Here is a 19,192-nt window from a genome sequence, read left to right as displayed (position 1 = left end):
TTCTCCTGTGTGCACTGACCGGAGTCAGTGCCGCGGTCAGCGGCCGGTGGGCGTGAGACCGAGCGAGCGTCCGGCCAGGCCCCGAGCGCGGTTGCCGAGACCCTTGGCGATGCCGCGCAGGGCAACGGCGGCGGGGGAGTCGGGACTGCCCAACACCACCGGCGCACCGGTGTCGGCGCCTTCGCGCAGCGCGGTGTCGAGCGGGATCTGTCCCAGCAGTTCGACCTTCGCCCCGACCGATCGGGTGAGCGAATCTGCGACGTCCTGGCCACCGCCGGAGCCGAAGATCTCCTGACGGGTGCCGTCGGGAAGTTCCAGCCACGACATGTTCTCGATCACGCCGGCGATGCGCTGCTTGGTCTGCAGCGCGATCGACCCAGCCCGTTCGGCCACCTCGGCTGCCGCCTGCTGCGGGGTGGTGACCACGAGGATCTCGGCGTTGGGGATCAGCTGTGCCACGGAAATCGCGATGTCTCCGGTGCCCGGCGGAAGGTCGAGCAGCAGGACGTCGAGGTCGCCCCAGAAGACATCGCCGAGGAACTGCTGCAGCGCGCGGTGGAGCATGGGTCCGCGCCACACGACCGGCTGGTTGCCGGGCACGAACATCCCGATGGAGATGACCTTCACGTCGTTGCTGACCGGCGGCAGGATCATGTCGTCGACCTGCGTCGGCTTCTGGTCGACACCCAACATGCGGGGCACTGAGAAGCCGTAGATGTCGGCATCCACCACGCCGACACGCAGCCCGTTGGCGGCCATCGCAGCAGCGAGGTTGGTGGTGACGGATGACTTGCCGACGCCGCCCTTGCCGGACGCGACGGCATAGACGCGGGTGAGCGAGCCGGGCTTGGCGAAGGGGATCTCCTTCTCCGGCGCGCCGCCACGCAAGGATTCCTTGAGCGCGGCTCGCTGCTCGTCGTTCATCACCCCGAGGCGCACTTCAACGCCCGTCACCCCGGCCACCTTCTGCACCGCGGACGTGGTGTCGCCGGTGAGTTTGGCCTTCAGCGGGCACCCGGCGATCGTCAGCAGGATCGTCACGCTCACGTGACCGGATTCGGAGATGTCGACGCTCTCCACCATCCCGAGTTCGGTGATGGGCTTGCGGATCTCGGGGTCCTCGACCGTGGCGAGAGCGGCGCGGACGGCGTCCATGGTGGGTGCTGCAGACATGGGGTCCATGGTAAGCGCGTGACGGCGGTCACCTGAGACCGCCCGGTCACCCCGTCGGCCGGCGCTGGAGCCGGTCAGTTAGCGGGCTTGTCCTTCTTGCGCCGGGGCTTGGTCTCCTCGGGCGCAACGGGTGCGATCATGCCTCGCTCCTCCATCTCGTCCAGCAGATTGCGCAGTTCACCACGGACGAAGTCGCGGGTCGCGGTGTCGCGCAGGCCCAGACGCAATGAGGCGACCTCGCGGGTGAGGAACTCGGTGTCGGCCAGGTTGCGTTCGTCCCGGTTGCGGTCCTGTTCCAGTGCCACGCGATCGCGGTCGTCCTGCCGGTTCTGCGCCAACAGGATCAGCGGAGCGGCGTAGGACGCCTGGGTGGAGAAGAAGAGGTTGAGCAGGATGAAGGGGTAGGGGTCCCATCGCAGTCCGAACAACGCGATGGCGTTGATCAGGATCCACACGATGATGAAGATCGTCATGTAGGCGAGGAACTTCGCGGTGCCCATGAAGCGCGCGAACTTCTCGGCGATGACCCCGAAGGTTTCGTTGTCGACGGCCATCTCGGGGAAGAACCGCCCGCGCAGCTCGCGCGGTTGGTCCAGTCGAGGGCCACTCTCGCGAGGAGAGCGCCGTTCGCTGCGTTCGCTCATCGGCCACCCGCCCGCGGAGTCGAGGGGAGGCGGACGTCGTGCCGTTCCTCGCGCCAGTCGTCGGGAAGGATGTGGTCGAGCACATCGTCGACGCTGACCGCGCCGAGCAACCGGCCGTCGTCGTCCACCACCGGCAGCACCACGAGGTTGTACGTGGCGAGCGTCCGGGTCAGCTGCTCCAGGCGGGCATCCACCGAGATCGCTTCGATCGTGGTGTCGACAGCCATGCCCACCGAGGTGTGCGGCGGCTCGCGCAACAGGCGCTGGGTGTGCACGAGGCCGATGAACCGGCCCGTGGGCGTCTCCAACGGCGGGCGGCAGACGAAGATCGCCGACGCGAGGGCGGGGTCGAGTTCCTCCCGGCGCACCATCGCCAATGCCTCGGCAATGGTGGCCTCCGGGCCGAGGATGACCGGCTCAGTGGTCATCAGACCACCGGCGGTGTTTTCGTCGTAGGTCATGAGTCGGCGAAGTGGCGCGGCTTCGTCGGGCTCCATCAACTGCAGCAGCTTCTCGGCCTGCTCCGGCGGCAGGTCGGCGAGCAGGTCAGCTGCGTCGTCCGGTTCCATGGCCTCCAGGACGTCGGCGGCTCGCTCGCTCTTCAGGCCGGCGATGATCTCGATCTGGTCTTCTTCGGGAAGTTCCTCGAGCACGTCGGCCAGGCGGCTGTCGTCCAGCGCGGCGGCCACCTCGGCGCGTCGCTTGGGGTTGAGGTCGTGGATCACCTCGGCGAAGTCGGCCACCCGCATGTCGTCGTAGTTCTCCAGCAGGCGCTGCGCACTCTGCGCGCCGGTCTGGTACCGCATGCCGGTGACCTGGCTGACGTCGACCAGTGCGGTGCGTCCGGGACGGCGGCGAGTCAATCGGGACACCGCCCGGCTGGTGGCGCCGACCGAGCCATCGCTTCGGCGCACGAAGACCTTGACGGCCACCCAGTCGCGGCGGGAGTTCTGGGCGATCGCGATGTCCTCGACCGTTGCCTCGTACGGCTCGTCCTCCCCGCTGACCTTGACCGGACGGTCGAAGAGTTCGGTGAGCACGAGGGTCTCTGTGGCGCGTTGTTCGAAGCGCCGCATGTTGACCAGACCCGTGCTGATCACGGCGCCCGGATCGACGGTGGTCACCCTCGTCATCGGAAGGAAGACACGTCGTTTGCCGGGCACCTCGATGACCAAGCCGATGACCCGTGGGGTGGTGGAGGTGCCTGCGAAGGTGGTGACGACGTCGCGCACCGTGCCGACCCGATCGCCCAACGGATCGAGCACGGTGAGGCCGGCGATGCGCGACACGAAGATGCGGGTGCTCACGAGTTGCAAGCCTAGTCGTGCGAGTGTCCCGCGCCGAGATCACCTACGGCGACGCGGGCGTCCCAGATGTCGTGGCCGCCAACGATCGGTGGTGGCGGTGGTCGCAGCCGCGACGCGGGCGCCGGAATGCTCGTCGGGAGCGGGGCGGGGGAGGTGGGCGTCGAGGTCGATGTCGATTGCCCAGACGGCGCATCGCGCCTTCCACCGGTCCAGGAGCGCCTCCGACGGCACACCCTGGCGAGCCGCCAGCAAGGCGTCGACTGCAGGCTGCCAGGCGGGTACGCCCGGGTGGAGTCGCAGAGCGCGGGCAGGCACCGGGCCCACCTTGGCGCGGGTGTCCTTGGTGCGCAGGATGACCTGAAGCTGCTCGGGCAGTTCCGGCACCGGCTGCTCGCCCGGCCCACCGATCACATAGATCCGTGAGTCGACGACGGCGTGCCACACCGGCCAGGTCTGGTCACCGACGACAAGCCAACTCACCGCCGAGCGGGGCAGGACGGTGCGCGCATCGGTCATGGCGCGACCTTATCGGCCGGCCTGTGCCTCATCGCGCAACTGCCGGCGCAGGATCTTGCCGGTGGTGGTCTTGGGCAACTCGTCGATGATCTCGATCTGCCGGGGGTACTTGTAGGCCGCCATGCGCTCCTTGCAGAAGTCGATGAGCTCCTGCGTCGTCACGCTGTGTCCGTCGCTGAGCGACACGAACGCCTTGACCGTCTCGCCGCGGTACTCGTCGGGGACGCCGATCACCGCCACCTCGCGAACCGCGGGATGGGTGTAGAGGACGTCCTCCACCTCCCGCGGCCACACCTTGTAGCCGGAGGCGTTGATCATGTCCTTCTTGCGGTCGACCAGGTAGAACCAACCTTCGGCGTCCATGAAGCCGACATCGCCGGTGCGTAGTTCACCGCCGGGAAGGGATTCCGCGGTCGCGTCGGGACGGCCCCAGTAGCCGGGAACGACCTGGGGTCCGCTCGTGGCGATCTCGCCGACCTCGCCCGCAGGCAGCGGATTGCCTGCTTCGTCAAGGATGCGAACCACGGTGTCGTACACCGGAACTCCCACCGAGAGCGCCCCACTGTCGTGGTCGACGGGCGCACGGGAGCCGGCCGGGACGAAGTGGGACGGGGAGTTGGTCTCGGTGAGCCCGTAGGCGTTGTGGATGTAGTGCCCGGTCAGTTTCTCAAAGCGTTCGGTGACCGCGGGCGCGATCGGCGCTCCGCCGGAATAGATGTACCGGAACGAACTGAAATCGTCGGCGCTCACACCGGGGACGGAGGAGAGCGCGATGAACACAGTGATCGACCCGATGGTGAAGGTCGGCCGGTGCTCGCGCAGGGTGTCGAGCATGACATTGGGTTCGAACCGGTAGGCCAAGACCAGCGGGCAGCGTGCTGCGATGGCCGCGCCGACATGTCCGACGAGCCCGGTGATGTGGAACAACGGCGCGATGCCGAGCACCCGGTCATCGCTGCTGAGGTCGAGCCAACGCAGGTAGGTGGTGGCGTTGAAGGCGATGTTGCCGTGGGTGTTCATCGCACCCTTCGGGACGCCAGTCGTGCCCGAGGTGTAGGTGAGCACAGCGATGTCGTCCGGCGAGGGGGTGTACGCGGCAGGGCGCTCGCCGGTGGATTCGCGGACGATCTGCGCGAGCGCGGTTGTCCCGGTCGGGGCCCCGCCCCTGGTGGTGTCGGCGAAGAGTCGGTCGTCGTCACGCGACTGCTCATCGAGCGGGCTCACGCTGATGACCGCGCGCACGGAGGTCTCGCCCGAGTCGACGACGTCCTGTGCGACCTGTTCGAAAAGGTCGTCGTGACACAGCAGGGCCACCGCGCCGGAGTCGCTCAGCAGATAGGTGAGTTCGCGTGCCTTACTCATTGGGTTGATCGCCACGCCGGCGCCACCGGCCTTCCACGCGGCGAGCAGACCGATGACGAAGGCAGGATGGTTCTGCAGGTAGAGCGCGAGTCGGTCACCCGGTTGGAAACCGTTGCGCTGCAAGAACATCGCGAGTGCGGACGCGCGCTGGTCGACCTCGCGGAAGCTCAGCGAGTGGTCGAAGTAGAGCACCGCCGGGGCCTCGGCATCGGCATCGAGAGCGGCCCGCCACAGCGAGAGCATGTCGGGTGCGGCCGGCTCGATGTGCTCCGGCTGGCCCGCTGCGTAGCGGGCCAGCCAGGGATGCGTCTGCTCGGTCACTTGATCGCCACGGGGTTCACCGGTGAACCGGTGGCACGGTGCACCTTCAGCGGCGCCGCGGTGTAGAGGAAGGTGTACTGCTTGTCATCGGCGCACGAGCTCGCCAGCTTCTCCAGGTCGGCGATCTCGGTGAGGGTGACGCCGAGGTTGCGCATGAGGGCGTTGTGCAGCACCAGCGCCACGCCGTTGTTGGGGTCGTAGGTGACCTCGTTGGCGATGGTGTCGGTGACGAGGTTCGGGATCTCCATGTCCTGGAACCACTGCACGAGCTCGGGGCTGTAGACCAACCCGGGCTCGTTGAAGCCCTCGTAGAACGAATCTCCCTGGTCGAAGAACTGCTGCAGGAAGTTGGTGCGGATCACCAGGATGTCGCGCTTCTCGATCGGGGTGCCCTGGGCCTCGGCGCAGGCCACGAGGTCTTCGTGGGTGTACGTCTCGCCCTTGTCGAGCGTCTCCTTGCCGCGGAAGCGCGCCATGTCCAGCAGGATGCCGCGGCCGACGACGCCACGCTCGCCGATGGGGGCGACGCTGGCCTTCTCCATGCCACCGATGGTCGTGCGCGCGTCGTAGCCGTTCCAGAGTTTGCCGCCATACCAGACGTGGCCGAGTGCGTCGTACTGCGTCGAGCCCTGCAGGAAGGCGTTGATCTTGTCGTCGGCGTAGTGCAGACCGCCAGGGAACTGGGGTGCGTCGTCCTTGTCCCACGTCGATTCGTCCAGGATCATCGTCCGCTCGGCGGGGGAGCGACCGGGCCACACGGGGTCGCCCTTCGGGTCGTTGATCAGGCGTTGGAGGGTGAAGACCTCGCCCTGCTGCACCGACTTGATACCGCGCAGCACCTCGTCCTTGGTGAGGTAGTTCAAGGCGCCCACTTCGTCGTCGGCACCCCACTTGCCCCAGTTGGTCGGAGAGTCCTTGAGCAGTTCTTCGAGGCTGATGGCATCGGTCATTCGGGCACCTCCGGGAAGCGCGCGGGTCGAACGCCCGCTCGGTCAATGTTGACGTGTGATCAGGGTCACAAGGGGTCAACCTCTTTGTCAACAGTGAGCTTTCGGACGTTTTGCCACGTGGGACGTCGATTGGACCACTGGCCACGGGGCTGGGTGTTCATCTAGCCTGAACGCCATGTCGACGACGGTCACAGTCCCGGACGTCGGTCGCACGATCCGGGCGCAGCGGGAGCAGCGGGGTATTTCGTTGCGCGAGTTGGCTTCCCGAATCGAGGTGAGCCCGGCGACGTTGAGCGGTATCGAAACGGGTAACACCACGTTGTCGGTCGAGCGCATGTGTCGCATTGCGGATGAGCTCCAGCTCCTGCCGCACCGGCTGCTGGACGAGGTGTTGGAAGGTCCTGCAGGTCGCGCCGGGGCCGGTCAGGAAGAACACCCGCCGTACGAGCGTGACGACCTTCCCGGGCGGGCCCAAGGGCGCTGGCGGGAGTTTCCGGAACTGCCGCTGGACCCTGCACTGAGCGGCGCACTGATTGCGTTCTGTGACAAGGGATTTCATGGTGCATCGATCCGGGAGATCGCCGACCACGCCGGTCTGAGTGTTTCCGGGCTCTACCACTACCAACCGGGCAAGGACGCGATGCTGCCCGCGCTGCTCGACCTGACGATGGCCGATCTGACCTGGCGCCTCGACGTGGCCCGCGCTGAGGTCGGGCCGGGAGCGGAGCGGCTGCATCGCACGGTGGAGTGCTTGGCGTTGTTCCACGCCCGTCGGCCCAGGCTCGCTTTCCTCGGCGCCAGTGAGATGCGCAGCCTGTCGGCCGGTGATCGCGCGCGCATCACCGCGGAGCGCAAGCGGGTGCAACGCATCCTGCAGGACGACATCCGATCGGTGCTGGGGCAGATCCCGAGCACCGGGCGGCTGATGGTGACCCTCGGCAACGCGATCTCCACCATGTGCACCTCGCTGTCACAGTGGATTCACCACGACGGCTCGATCGCCCCCGAACTCATCGCGAGCGACTACGCCGATGCCGCCGTCGCGATGGTCAGTGCCCACGTAGTTCCGCATCAACGAAAGGCAGCCCGATGACCGAACTCCCCACGCCACAGAACCCAGAGAGCGTCTTCACCTATGGTGCGCCCCAGCTGAAGTTCGGGCCCGGAGCAGCTGATGAGATCGGATACGACCTCAGTCTGACCGGAGCGCGGCGAGTGCTGCTGGTCACCGACCCCGGTGTGGCCAGGGCCGGCGTCGCCCAGCGCGTGGCCGACCAGATGGGGCAGTTCGACATCGAGGTCGCGATCTTCGACGGCTCGCACGTCGAGCCGACCGACGACAGCCTGGGTGAGGCGGTCGCCTTCGGGCGGGACAACGGACCCTGGGACGCCTTCGTCGCGGTCGGTGGCGGTTCGGCCATCGACACCGCGAAAGCGATCAACCTGCTCACCACCAACGAGGGTGAGTTGATGGACTACATCAATGCGCCGGTCGGTGGTGGGCGTGCGCCGAGCAAACCGCTCAAGCCGCTGGTGGCCGTGCCGACCACGACCGGCACCGGCTCGGAGAGCACGACCATCTGCGTCCTGGACGTGCTGTCGATGAAGGTGAAGACCGGCATCAGTCACGCCCGCTTGCGGCCCACGATGGCGGTCATCGACCCCTTGGTCACCCTCACCCAGCCCGCCGGGGTCACGGCTGCGGCGGGCATGGACATCCTGTGTCACGCGCTCGAGTCGTACACCGCGCGGCCGTACACCTCCTACGAGCGCAAGCAGCCGCACGAGCGCGTGCCCTACTGCGGCTCCAATCCGATCGCCGACATGTGGTCGGAGAAGGCGATGACCTTGTTGGCGGGGTCCTTTCGCACCGCGGTGCGCGATGGAGGCAACCTGGACGCCCGAGCAGACATGGCGCTCGCGGCGACGTTCGCCGGCATGGGATTCGGCAATGCCGGGGTGCACATCCCGCACGCGAACGCCTACCCGATCGCCGGGCGGGTCAAGAACTTCCACCCCAAGGACTACCCGGCTGCGGAGCCGATGGTGCCGCACGGCATGTCGGTCTCGCTGACGGCACCGGAGGCATTCCGCTTCACCTTCGCCGCCTCCCCGGAGCGTCACCTGCGTGCGGCCGAGTTGCTTGCCGACCGCGAGTACCCCGGCTTGTCGGACGAGGAATTGCTGCCGGCGGTGCTGGTCGATCTGATGCGCGACATCGACATCCCCAACGGTTGTGGCGCCGTGGGCTACGACAGCAGCGACATCCCAGATCTGGTCGACGGCACGATGAAGCAGCAGCGTCTGCTGACGACCTCGCCGCGGCCGGTGACCGAGGACGACATTGCCGGCATCTTCGAGCGCAGCCTCCGTCTCTGGTGAGCTGCCCGTGCTGCCGCCCCGGCGTTCGTGCCGGGGCGGCAGCACGACGCGCTGTGACCGTTGTCTCATAGTTCCAACTTGAAATGTTCGACGTCGAAAGACTAAATTGTTGGAGCAAGCAGACGACGGCCACATGGCGAAGGAGGGACACGATGTTCGGTCAGATGAACTCCACGCGTAACAACTACGCGCTGGTGAAGGCTGCGGACGCTTACCGCACCGAGCGACAGCGTCGGCGGATCTCCCGCAAGCGCTGATCTCCGCATCGCCCGCGATGCTGAACACTGAAGGCCCGCAACCGAATTCGGTTGCGGGCCCCTCTGTTTTGGATGTCAGCCAGCTGACTGCGCCGACTGGACTCGCTTGATCCAGGCCTCGACGTCGGCGCTGCTTCGTGGCATGGCGGCCGAGAGGTTGCGGCAGCCGTCCGGCGTGACCAGGACGTCGTCCTCGATGCGCACGCCGATGCCGCGCATCTCCTGCGGGATGAGCTCGTCATCGGCCTTGAAGTACAGGCCGGGCTCGACGGTGAGGATCATGCCCGGTCGCAACTCGGCGTCCATGTAGTCCTCCTTGCGGGCCAGTGCGCAGTCGTGGACGTCGATGCCCAGGTGGTGGCTGGTGCCGTGCACCATCCAGCGACGGTGGTACTGACCCTTCTCCGGATCGAGCGTCGTCTCGACGTCGACGCCCTCGGGCAGGAGTCCCCATTCGTGCAGGTGCTCGGCGATGACCCGGATGGCCGCCGCATGCACATCGCTGAACTTGTTGCCCGGCTTGACCGCGGCGATTCCCGCCTCTTGAGCGGCGAAGACGGCGTCGTAGATCTTGCGCTGCACCTCGCTGAAGGTGCCACCCACCGGAAGGGTGCGAGTGACGTCGGCGGTGTAGAGGGAGTCGACCTCGACGCCGGCGTCCAGCAGCAGGAGGTCGCCCTCCTTCACCTCACCGGTGTTCTTGATCCAGTGCAGGGTGTTGGCGTGGTTGCCCGAGGCGCAGATGGAGTCGTAGCCGACCCCGTTGCCCTCGTGGCGTGCCACCAGGCCGAAGACGCCCTCGACCCAGCGTTCACCGCGGCCGCTTTCCAGCGCCTTGGGAAGGTCGGCGATGACGGCCTCGAAGCCCTTCTCGGTGGCATCGACGGCGGCCTGCATCTGCTGGACTTCCCAGTCGTCCTTCACCAGGCGCATGGTCGAGAGTTCACGAGCGAGTTCTTCGTCGATCGATTGCTCGTCGACCACTCCGGCCTCGGTGCGCACCTTGTCGACCAGTGCAGCGATCGCGCGGTCGGCGTCACGCACGACGGCCAACTGCACGACGCCGGCGTCCTTGGCCAAGGCATCGGGCAGCTCGTCGATGTGGCGGGCGGTCACGCCGAGTTCGGCCTCGACATCTTCGAGGGTGGGCCTGGGGCCAACCCAGAACTCCCCGTAGCGGGAGTCGCCGAAGAATTCCTCGGTGTCGCGTCCGGCCAGCGGACGGAAATAGAGGACTGCCTCGTGGCCGGCGTCGGTGGGTTCGAGCACGAGCACCGCATCGGGTTCGCGGTCGCTGCCCAGCCCGGTGAGATGGGCGAAGGCCGAGTGCGGCCGGAACTGGTAGTCGCAGTCGTTGCTGCGCACCTTCAGGCCTCCCGCCGGAACAACCACCCGGTGGCCGGCGAAGGTCGCGCTGACCGCCTCGCGACGGCGCGCTGCATAGTCGGCAACCTGCGCGCGCGGAGGGTTGGTGGTGTCGCGCTCGGACCAACCCGAGGCGACGAACTCGCGGAACGCCTGGCTGGTCGGGCGGCTACGGTGCTCGGCCTTCGTCTGTTCTTCACTCACCAGGCCATGGTCGCACGCGACGCCGGCTACTTGGTCCAGGCCCAGGTGCCGAGGATGGAATTGACGACGCCGTCAGCCGCAGCGCGTGCTCCCAGCGCACTGGTGGTGGTCGTCACGAAGACCTGATCGCCGTGCTGCACGTAGAACTGCGTCTGGGCGACCTTCTTGTCCTTCACGGTGCGCTCGGCTCGATAGCCGGACGCCGGCTGCCCTCCGATCATCCGGTCGGCGACGGGCGCCACCTTCGCTCCGACCTGGCGCATCTGCACGGCTCCGGCGGCCGCCAGGTCGTCGGTGGACTGCCCTTTCACGCTCTTGGTCGACACCACACTGAAGGCGGTGAAGACGTCATCGGTGGGTTGCTCCGACGTGATTGCCAGCACTGCCCCCGGTGGACCCGGTGAGGCGGCCTTCCAGCCCTGCGGCAGCACGACCGCGAAGGTCTTGGAGCGGTCGGCGGTGCTGCCGACCGAGACCGATGTTGAGGGCGTGGGCGTGGTGCTCGTGCTCGTGCTCGAGGTGGTGGCCGCAGGTGTGAAGGTACTCGTGGAGACGTTCGAGGTGCTCGCACAACCGGTGAGGAGCAGGCTCGTGACAACCACCAGACTCCGAAGACGCATGCCCTACAGGCTAGGCCGACTGCTCCAACTTCTCCGGCACCGACTGGCCGAAATGTGCGGCGTTCTCCGGTCGCCAGAGCAACGCCGTGGCGGTCACAGCGACGATCGCCAGAGCGATGCTGAGCAGCCCGGCAAGGACGGTCGGATGGCCGCGGGTGAGGAAGCTCCAGGTCTGCAGGAGACAGAACAAGGTCAGCACGGTCGCTGCGATCCGAGCCCACCAGCGTCCGCGTCGGTTCAACACCGCCATGATGATCCAGACCACCACGCTGACTGCCGCCGTCATGGCCAGGACGGTCACGGTCGTGTGCGCCGCTTGGTCGATCTCGACCGGTGTCATCCGGCCGCTCGGACGTGCACTGTTGTGCTGCTCGATGCCGGCACGGACGTTGTCGTAGAGCGTGAGCGACACCACTGCGCTCGCCGCGGACAACCCGGCGCCGACGTACATCAGCTGCACGGCGCGCCGAAGCGCAGCCGGTGCACTACTGCTCATGGATCTCGTCCTCGGCGTCGCGATCGGTCAACGAAAAGCCTGGTCGACAGCGCGACCCGACCCGACAGTAGTCGCTGGACCCGGCCTTCGGGCGCGCGATGAAGCAGTCGCTCACCACGGCAACGGCCGGTTCTGGAGCCGGTCGTGCGGATACGCTCATCGCGTGCGCATCGACCTCCACACCCATTCCACCGAGTCCGACGGCACCGAATCGCCGGCTCAGGTGATGGAATCGGCCCGGGCAGCCGGGCTGGATGTCGTGGCGCTCACCGACCACGACCGAGTGGCCGGTTGGGCGCCTGCGCGGGCCCGTGCAACCGAGTTCGGGCTCGGCTTCCTGCCCGGCATCGAGATCTCGTGCGCGATCAACCACGCCAGCCTGCATCTGCTGGCCTACCTCATCGATCCGTTGCACGAGGAGCTGACGGCAGAACTGGACAAGGCGCGCACCTCCCGTGAGACGCGGGCGGAGGCGATGGTCGAACGGCTGAGGGCTGACACGGGCCTCACCTGGCCCGACGTGCAGGCTCACTTCAGCGCCGGCACGACCATTGGCCGTCCGCACATCGCCGATGCTCTCGTCTCCATCGGAGTGGTGCGCGACCGGGGTGAAGCCTTCGACCGCTTCCTCTACTCCGGCAGCAAGTACCACGCCTCCCACTACGCCATTGATCCGGTGCGGGCCGTCGAACTCGTCCGTGCCGCCGGCGGAGTGCCTGTGCTGGCCCACCCGTTCGCCCACGTGACCGGACGGGTGGTGGCCGACCGGACCGTGGAGTCGATGGTGGACGCCGGGCTCGCCGGTATCGAGGTGGACCATCGCGATCAGGACGAAACGGCTCGAGCTCATGCGAGGTCCTACGCCGATCGCTTCGGGTTGATCCGCACCGGCAGCAGCGATTACCACGGCGCGGGCAAGCCCAACCAGCTCGGTGAAAACGTCACGGACGCAAAGGAATTCGAACGAATTCTGGAGGAAGCTGCCGACAGCTCCTCCGCCTACCTGCCCTGAGGGCCGCTGTCGGGTCGCCACGCGGCTCAGGAGTCGAGCGGGAGGTGCAGGGCAGAAATGACGGTCGAGTGCGGCCAGCATCCCCCCTGCATGCTGGCAGCACGCGACCGCCGGATGATTCTGCGATGGTGGCCACCAGTCCGATCACCCATGAATATGGTGCCTCAGACCTCCTAGGCCCGGCTATGGGACTTCGGCCGATTTTCGCACCCGAAGGGTCCTAGGACCTTCCCTTGGGGGTGCTCTCTGCAGGCGGCATGGCCAAGACCTCCGCCATGGCGAAGACGATCGCCGAACGCTGGCTCACTCCGAGCTTCGACAGCACATTTCCGACGTGGGTCTTCACCGTCTTCAGTGAGATCTGCAGCGTCTGCGCGATCTCGCTGTTGGTGAGTTGGTCGGTGGCGATCAGCGTCGCGATCTCCAACTCCCGCGGGGTCAGGTCGGCATGCAACCGGTTCTCCGGCGCCGGGCCGGCTTCCGATGGTGCGGCGAGCATCCACTCGGCGATGTCGCTCTGGATCTGCTCCAGCAGTACCCGCAGCGTTGACGCCTGGCGGTGCAGCTGTTCATCGCCGAGTGACTCGATCGCAGCGGCGATGTCGGCACTGCGACGGTTGGCCGTCTCGAGCTGGTCGGTGATCTGGGCAAGTCGTTCGCGGGAGTCTCCCGCAATCGCGCTGTTGAGCTCGGGGTGGTCGGTGTACAGCGATGCCTCCCCGGAGCCGACATGCCTGTCCCGTGCCTGGGCGAGCATCAACGCCTCCGCAAGCCACATCGCGGCCTTCACCACTTCCGGCCCGAAAGAGTTGGGCCGAAGGCTCTGCACGCTCATCAGACCGGTGACTTCATGGGTGTCGGGGTCGCGCAAAGGCACCACCACAGCGTCCTTGGACTCCTCGTCCACGTTGCCGAACGGGATCGTGCGACTCAGCAGCGCACCGCCGTCGGAGGCGTAGACATACGGCTTGCCGCTGCTACGCACCCAGTGCGAGAGACCGCCCTTTCCATATCGCGCGATATCGGGCTGGATGCGTATGTCGTGGTCGTAGATGTAGGGGATGACGATGGTGTCTTCGCCGTGGAAGAAGCCGATGTAGAAGCTGTCGACCGGGGCGATGTTGGTCATCGTCATCCGGCAGACGGCGTAGCGCCGACGACTCGACCCGGGGTCGGAGGTGCGCAGCCGGTGGTCGGCCAGGCGAAGGTGTCCGCTGACCCGCTCCGAGAACGGCTGCGAACCGGTCATGACGTCGCGGGACCGGAGGCCTGCCGGTTCTGGCCCGAACCGCCGCGCGTGCGACGACGCCGACGCGGGCTGGACGTCCCGTCGCTGCCCTTGGCGCCGCGATCGGAGGCTGCTTCGTTGCCACCACGATTGCCGCTGCTACGGCCATCCCCATTGCGGTCGCGACCTGCGCGACCACCGCCGCTTCGGCCACGGCCACCGGAAGAACCGGCCTGCTTGCCGCGTCCGCCGGCTGATTTGCCGACCTCACCGAGGTCTTCGATCTGTTCGGCCTCGAGGCCGGCGCGGGTGCGTGCGGCGCGGGGGAGGCGTCCGGTGACGGAGGGATCGATGTGCAGATCGGTGAACAGGTGGTCGGAGGAGGAGTAGGTCTCGACCGGTTCGGGGATGCCGAGGTCGAGTGCCTTGTTGATCAGTGTCCAGCGGTGCAGGTCGTCCCAGTCGACGAAGGTGACCGCGGTGCCGGTCATCCCGGCGCGGCCCGTGCGACCGATGCGGTGGACGTAGGTCTTCTCGTCCTCGGTGCACTGGTAGTTGATCACGTGGGTGACGTTCTCGACGTCGATACCGCGGGCCGCGACGTCGGTGGCGACGAGGATGTCGACCTTGCCCGAACGGAAGGCACGCAGAGCCTGCTCACGAGCGCCTTGGCCGAGGTCACCGTGGATGGCTGCGGCGGCGAAACCGCGCTCGACGAGTTCGTCCGACACCTTGGCGGCAGTGCGCTTGGTGCGGGTGAACACGATGGTGAGGCCGCGGTCCTTGGCCTGCAGGATGCGGGCGAGCATCTCCACCTTGTCCATGGCGTGGGCGCGGTAGACGAACTGCTCGACGGCCTTGACGGTGTGGGCGTTCTCGCCTTCCTCGATCATCGCGCGGATGTGCGTCGGCTGCGTCATGTAACGGCGGGCCAGCGCGATGACAGCGCCGGGCATGGTGGCCGAGAAGAGCATGGTCTGGCGTGACGCGGGCGTCATCGCGAGGATCTTCTCAACGTCGGGCAGGAAGCCCAGGTCGAGCATTTCATCGGCTTCGTCAAGCACCACGACCTTCACGTGGCGCAGGTCGAGGTCGCCGCGCTGGCTGAGGTCGATGAGGCGTCCGGGCGTGCCGACGATCACTTCGGTGCCCCGCTTGAGTGCGGCGATCTGGGGCTCGTAGGCGCGTCCGCCGTAGACGGACTCGACACGCACCGAGCGGCGGGTCGAGGCGGTCTTGAGGTCACCGGTCACCTGCACGGCCAATTCGCGGGTGGGCACCACGACCAGGGCCTGAGGCGCACCCGGTGCTGCGAGCGCATCGAAACCGTCCTCGTCAGGGCCGGTCACCTGGTGCAGCAGCGGGACGCCGAAGCCGAGGGTCTTGCCGGTGCCGGTCTTGGCCTGGCCGATGATGTCGTGGCCGCCGAGTGCGACCGGAAGGGTCATCGCCTGGATCGGGAACGGCGACAGGATGCCCGCGTCCGAGAGGGAGTCGACGATGCTGGAGCGCACGTCGAAGTCGGCGAAGGTCGGTGCAGCAGTGGCAGATTCGGTGGTTGCTTCGGTGACGTCGGTTGCGTTGGGGGGTTCTTCGATCGAGCTCAAGACAAGGATTCCTTCGGATCGGCAGTTTCACCGCGGCCGCAATGGGCGGGGTGCAGGTGAATGCGTGTGGGAGCCGATCGGGGGTCTTCGGGGCAGTTCAGGAACTGTGACGAACCGTGAGGAACGTTGTTGAACCAGGAGTTTTGTCGTTCGTTGCCGACCGGGCACCGCTGTTGACGGGGCAATGCTACCGGTTCGCGGATACGATCGCGTCCATGGCCGATGACCTGAGCGCACCCGACAACCCGACCACCGGCGCAGAACGCACCGAAGCAGACCTTTCCGATCCGGCGTTCCGTGCGGGTGTCGTGTCCCTGCTGGGCATGTTGGCCTACGGCGAGCTGGTCAGCTTCTTCACGGTGGTGACCGATGCCGATCGTGCGCCTTCGACGGTGAAGAAGGTGAGCCTGACCGAGGTCGCGATCCGCGAGTTCGAGCACCACAAGATGCTGACCGCGCGGTTGGAGGAGTTGGGTGCCAATCCGCACGAGGCGATGGCGCGCTTCCGCCCGGCGCTGGACGAGTGGCATCGCCGTTGTACCCCGACCGATTGGTACGAGGGTCTGATGAAGGTCTATGCCGGGTCGACGATCGCTGCCGACTTCTACGCCGAATGTGGGCGTTTTGTCGACCCGCAGACGCGGACGCTGGTCGAGCAGGTGCTCGCCGATTCCGATCACTACGCCTACGCCAAGCGTGAACTCGAGGCCGGCATCATCCGTGACCCCAAACTGGCCGCGCGGATGGCGCTGTGGGGACGCCGCATCGTGGGCGAGGCGCTGTCGCAAGCGCAGCGAGCGGCTGCCGACAATGACGAACTGACCGGCCTGCTGATTGACCAGGGCTCGGGCCACGGCTTGGACCTCGCCGAACTCATGCACCTGTTCACCCGCATCACCGAGGCCCACACCAGGCGGATGGAGGACCTCGGGCTATCGGCCTGAGCGAAGCGTCCTGATCGAAACGCACGTGAAGAAGCCCGCCTCCCGTTGAGGGAGCCGGGCTTCTTCACAGGTACGGGTTCGAGACCTAGTTTTTTCAGGACCAGGTCGGGAACTCAGACCCGCGAACTGCGCGAGGTGATCGCCACGTAACCGAAGACGAGGCCAGCACCGACCAGGACGCTGATGAAGAACTGGATCCAGTCGAAGCCGTCGGTCTCGCCGACGCCGAGCTGGCGGGCCAGGAAGCCACCGATGAGGGCGCCGAGGATACCGAGGATGATGGTGACGGCGATGCTGATGTTCTGCTTGCCGGGGACGACCAGTCGTGCCAGCGCGCCGACGACGATACCGACGACGATCCAGGAAATGATGCTCCAGAGCATGTGAGACTCCTTGAGGAATCGGGTCCGCGGGCGGACCGTTTTCCCGGTCCTGGGGGTGCGGACCGGGTACTGCAGTCGTGAACACCCTTGGCCGATAGGGCTGTTCGGATGTTCACCTGCTCGAAAGGTATCGCCGATGTAGACGGCGTTGGGGGTTTGGGTCAACCGCAATTGGGTCACAAATGGGTCACGGTCTCACCCGATCGGGTGAGACCGTGCGGCCTGCCTGCAGGAGCGATCAGCTGCCGAAGCCGACGCGGCGCTCGTTCTCAGGGCCGATGTCGACATAGCCGAGGGCGTCGGCGGGGATCAGCACGGTGTGACCCTTGTCGTCGCGCAGGCTGATCGTGGTGTGCTTGCTCAACGCCTCGTCGATGCCAGCGCGCACCTCGTCCGCACTCTGTTCGGTTTCCAGCACGATCTCGCGCGCGACGTTACGTACGCCGATACGAATTTCCATTGCACTCTTCCTTGCTCGCGGGTTGTCGCTGACTACGTTTCGGCCGAGCCGAAAGTGGGGCCGGTCGGGTTCAGTCGGCTTCGGGGGCCTTGGGGAATCCCGCGATGCCGCGCCAGCCCAGGACGGTCACGAGGCGCTCGGCCTCGGCGCGCGGCATGGGGGGTTCCTGTGAAATCCAGAACCGCGCGACGACCTGCGCCATTCCCACGAGGGCGACGCCGAGCATCAAAGACTGTTCAGGCTGGAGTCCGGTGTCCTCGGCGATGACCTCCGATACCGCGGTGGCGCACTGCGTGCTCATCCGCTCGACCCGCACCGCCACCGCTGGGTCGTTGATCAGGTCGGACTCGAACACCATCCGGAACGCGGCGTCCTTGCGCTCGACGAACTGGAAGAAGGCGCTGATCGCCGCCGCCACTCGGTCGCTGTTGTCCTCGGTCGATTTCAACGCCGCGTTCACCAACTCGGGCACCTCACGGGTGTGGTGCTCAAGGAGCGCGAGGTAGAGATCGAGCTTGCCGGGGAAGTGTTGGTAAAGCACGGGCTTGCTCACCTGGGCGCGCTCGGCGATCTCATCCATCGCAGCTCCGTGGTAACCGGCCTCCACAAAGACAGACAGCGCCGCTTCCATGAGCTGGGCCCGCCGCGCGGATCGGGGCAGGCGGCCACTTCGCCCATTGTTGTCAGCGGCTGGTCCGACCACATTTACCTCCAAGTACTACTCGCCGGTCAAGTCGCAACTTTATACACAGAACTACGCTGGCGGACATGGGTACTCAGGGGTCGGTCGGAGCGCGCCTGCAGCCGGAGCAGGTGTTGCGATACTCACGGCACCTGCTGCTGCCCCAGGTGGGCACGACCGGACAGCAACGATTGCTCGATGCTCGCGTCCTGATCGTGGGTGCGGGCGGCCTCGCGGCACCTGTGCTGCACTACCTCGCCGCAGCGGGGGTGGGCTCGTTGACGGTCGTCGACGACGACGAGGTCGAACTCAGCAATCTGCAACGTCAGGTTATTCACCGCACCCGGGATGTCGGCGCACCGAAGGTCGAATCCGCGGCCCGCGCAGTGAGCGACATCAACCCTGACGTCGAGGTGCATCCGGTCTTCGCGCGTGTTGATTCCGACAACGTGGTGCCGTTGGTCGCAGCGGCCGACGTCGTGGTCGACGCCACTGACAACTTCACCACCCGGTTCCTGCTCAATGACGCCTGCGTGCTGCTCGGTGTGCCGCTGGTGTGGGCCGCCATCAATCGGTTCGACGGTCAGCTCACCGTCTGGTCACCGGGAGCGGGCCCGTGTCTGCGATGCCTCTTTCCGGTGCAGCCCGATCCCTCGGCGGTGCCCTCGTGCGCTGACGCCGGCGTGCTCGGCGTCCTGCCGGGGCTGATGGGCACCGCGCAGGCCGGGGAGGTGTTGAAACTGGTGCTCGGCATCGGCGAGCCACTCATCGGCCGTCTCGCCGTTTTCGACGCGCTCTCCTTCGACTGGTCGATGCTGCCTCTCGCTGCCGATCCGCAGTGTGCGGTCTGTCGCGCCGATGCGCCCGTGCAGTTCATTGCGGCTGAGCCGGTTGCGATGTGTACGACTCAACAGGTTGAGGTGATCGGCGCTGCCGCTGTCGCCCAGGGCCTGCAGGCAGGGAAGGTGCGACTGCTGGACGTCCGCACCGCCGCCGAACGTGAGATCGCCCGGGTGGACGGCGCCGAATGGTTGCCGCTGGATGAGCTGCGCGCAGGCGGGATGCCGGACGACGACGGCCGCGTGATCGTCGCGATGTGCAAGTCGGGCACGCGCTCGCAGGAGGCCGCAGCGCTGTTGGTCGAGCGGGGCCGGTCGGCATCTTCGCTCGGCGGTGGGATTCTGGCGTGGTCGCAGCAGGTCGACCCGTCCGTACCGCTCTATTGATCACGCACTGACGCGCACTGATTCGCCGCGTCGCGCCGTGTTGTTGGGCGTTG

The 19,192-nt window shown here is 66.8% G+C and carries 19 protein-coding genes; 5 read left to right on the top strand and 14 right to left on the bottom strand.

The annotated features are described in order from the left end of the window. Window positions 1–36 precede the first annotated feature (36 nt). The 6 genes from J5M86_RS11105 to J5M86_RS11080 all read right to left on the bottom strand — a co-directional run bounded on the left by J5M86_RS11105 (window position 37) and on the right by J5M86_RS11080 (window position 6,273). A complete protein-coding gene (locus J5M86_RS11105; protein WP_370587303.1) occupies window positions 37–1,173 on the bottom strand; it encodes an Mrp/NBP35 family ATP-binding protein in 1,137 nt (378 codons plus the stop codon). Window positions 1,174–1,247: 74 nt separating this feature from the next. Next, a complete protein-coding gene (locus J5M86_RS11100; protein ID WP_188059371.1) occupies window positions 1,248–1,817 on the bottom strand; it encodes a DUF1003 domain-containing protein in 570 nt (189 codons plus the stop codon). Then, window positions 1,814–3,133 (bottom strand): magnesium transporter MgtE N-terminal domain-containing protein, encoded by a 1,320-nt coding sequence (locus J5M86_RS11095; RefSeq protein WP_188059372.1) that lies wholly within the window; start codon window positions 3,131–3,133, stop codon window positions 1,814–1,816. The genes J5M86_RS11100 and J5M86_RS11095 overlap by 4 nt, the downstream gene beginning before the upstream one ends. Before the next feature lie 30 nt (window positions 3,134–3,163). Continuing rightward, window positions 3,164–3,640, bottom strand: coding sequence for a hypothetical protein (locus J5M86_RS11090; protein WP_188059373.1), 477 nt, complete (start codon window positions 3,638–3,640; stop codon window positions 3,164–3,166). Window positions 3,641–3,649: 9 nt separating this feature from the next. Further along, complete coding sequence (locus tag J5M86_RS11085) at window positions 3,650–5,323, bottom strand: long-chain fatty acid--CoA ligase (protein WP_244328328.1); 1,674 nt, start codon at window positions 5,321–5,323, stop codon at window positions 3,650–3,652. Continuing rightward, on the bottom strand, window positions 5,320–6,273 hold the full coding sequence (locus J5M86_RS11080) for a cyclase family protein (protein ID WP_188059374.1): 954 nt from the start codon (window positions 6,271–6,273) through the stop codon (window positions 5,320–5,322). The genes J5M86_RS11085 and J5M86_RS11080 overlap by 4 nt, the downstream gene beginning before the upstream one ends. Before the next feature lie 175 nt (window positions 6,274–6,448). On the opposite strand from J5M86_RS11080, the gene J5M86_RS11075 reads away from it, so the two are divergent. Continuing rightward, window positions 6,449–7,366 (top strand): helix-turn-helix domain-containing protein, encoded by a 918-nt coding sequence (locus J5M86_RS11075; protein ID WP_188059375.1) that lies wholly within the window; start codon window positions 6,449–6,451, stop codon window positions 7,364–7,366. Continuing rightward, complete coding sequence (locus J5M86_RS11070) at window positions 7,363–8,655, top strand: hydroxyacid-oxoacid transhydrogenase (RefSeq protein WP_188059376.1); 1,293 nt, start codon at window positions 7,363–7,365, stop codon at window positions 8,653–8,655. Before J5M86_RS11075 ends, J5M86_RS11070 begins: the two co-directional genes overlap by 4 nt. A gap of 332 nt (window positions 8,656–8,987) precedes the next feature. Here the strand turns inward: J5M86_RS11070 and J5M86_RS11065 are convergent, their stop codons facing one another. From J5M86_RS11065 to J5M86_RS11055, 3 genes are read right to left on the bottom strand one after another with little or no spacing between them, the layout of a single operon-like run. Further along, the gene (locus tag J5M86_RS11065) at window positions 8,988–10,481 is read right to left on the bottom strand and encodes an aminopeptidase P family protein (protein ID WP_188059377.1); all 1,494 of its coding nucleotides are present in this window, start codon (window positions 10,479–10,481) and stop codon (window positions 8,988–8,990) included. Between the two features lie 26 nt (window positions 10,482–10,507). Continuing rightward, window positions 10,508–11,101, bottom strand: a complete 594-nt coding sequence (locus J5M86_RS11060; protein ID WP_188059378.1) for a hypothetical protein — start codon at window positions 11,099–11,101, stop codon at window positions 10,508–10,510. A gap of 10 nt (window positions 11,102–11,111) precedes the next feature. Further along, window positions 11,112–11,597: a hypothetical protein gene (locus tag J5M86_RS11055; RefSeq protein WP_188059379.1), complete on the bottom strand. Its 486-nt coding sequence runs from the start codon at window positions 11,595–11,597 to the stop codon at window positions 11,112–11,114. A gap of 163 nt (window positions 11,598–11,760) precedes the next feature. Here J5M86_RS11055 and J5M86_RS11050 point away from each other — a divergent pair, with 163 nt between their 5' ends. Continuing rightward, entirely contained in the window at window positions 11,761–12,609 is an 849-nt protein-coding gene (locus J5M86_RS11050; protein ID WP_188059380.1) for a PHP domain-containing protein, read from the top strand. Between the two features lie 220 nt (window positions 12,610–12,829). Here J5M86_RS11050 and J5M86_RS11045 read toward each other — a convergent pair whose 3' ends face one another. Together J5M86_RS11045 and J5M86_RS11040 are read right to left on the bottom strand one after the other, a co-directional pair. After that, the gene (locus J5M86_RS11045) at window positions 12,830–13,858 is read right to left on the bottom strand and encodes a response regulator transcription factor (protein ID WP_188059381.1); all 1,029 of its coding nucleotides are present in this window, start codon (window positions 13,856–13,858) and stop codon (window positions 12,830–12,832) included. Continuing rightward, the gene (locus J5M86_RS11040) at window positions 13,855–15,435 is read right to left on the bottom strand and encodes a DEAD/DEAH box helicase (RefSeq protein ID WP_370587308.1); all 1,581 of its coding nucleotides are present in this window, start codon (window positions 15,433–15,435) and stop codon (window positions 13,855–13,857) included. The genes J5M86_RS11045 and J5M86_RS11040 overlap by 4 nt, the downstream gene beginning before the upstream one ends. A 224-nt stretch (window positions 15,436–15,659) precedes the next feature. Between J5M86_RS11040 and J5M86_RS11035 the strand changes: the two genes are divergently transcribed. Beyond that, window positions 15,660–16,388 (top strand): ferritin-like fold-containing protein, encoded by a 729-nt coding sequence (locus J5M86_RS11035; protein ID WP_188059382.1) that lies wholly within the window; start codon window positions 15,660–15,662, stop codon window positions 16,386–16,388. A gap of 113 nt (window positions 16,389–16,501) precedes the next feature. Here J5M86_RS11035 and J5M86_RS11030 read toward each other — a convergent pair whose 3' ends face one another. The 3 genes from J5M86_RS11030 to J5M86_RS11020 all read right to left on the bottom strand — a co-directional run bounded on the left by J5M86_RS11030 (window position 16,502) and on the right by J5M86_RS11020 (window position 17,862). Continuing rightward, on the bottom strand, window positions 16,502–16,771 hold the full coding sequence (locus tag J5M86_RS11030; RefSeq protein ID WP_188059383.1) for a GlsB/YeaQ/YmgE family stress response membrane protein: 270 nt from the start codon (window positions 16,769–16,771) through the stop codon (window positions 16,502–16,504). 238 nt (window positions 16,772–17,009) lie between these two features. Further along, window positions 17,010–17,231: a DUF3107 domain-containing protein gene (locus J5M86_RS11025; protein WP_188059384.1), complete on the bottom strand. Its 222-nt coding sequence runs from the start codon at window positions 17,229–17,231 to the stop codon at window positions 17,010–17,012. 70 nt (window positions 17,232–17,301) lie between these two features. Next, complete coding sequence (locus J5M86_RS11020) at window positions 17,302–17,862, bottom strand: TetR/AcrR family transcriptional regulator (protein ID WP_188059385.1); 561 nt, start codon at window positions 17,860–17,862, stop codon at window positions 17,302–17,304. Between the two features lie 137 nt (window positions 17,863–17,999). Here J5M86_RS11020 and moeB point away from each other — a divergent pair, with 137 nt between their 5' ends. Continuing rightward, a complete protein-coding gene (moeB, locus tag J5M86_RS11015) occupies window positions 18,000–19,139 on the top strand; it encodes a molybdopterin-synthase adenylyltransferase MoeB (RefSeq protein WP_188059386.1) in 1,140 nt (379 codons plus the stop codon). Window positions 19,140–19,192: the final 53 nt, after the last annotated feature.

The sequence above is a fragment of the Yimella sp. cx-51 genome, assembly GCF_017654605.1.
Lineage (GTDB): Bacteria > Actinomycetota > Actinomycetes > Actinomycetales > Dermatophilaceae > Yimella.
Note: the sequence above shows the minus strand (reverse complement) of the source record. Positions and strands in the feature narration are given on the sequence as shown.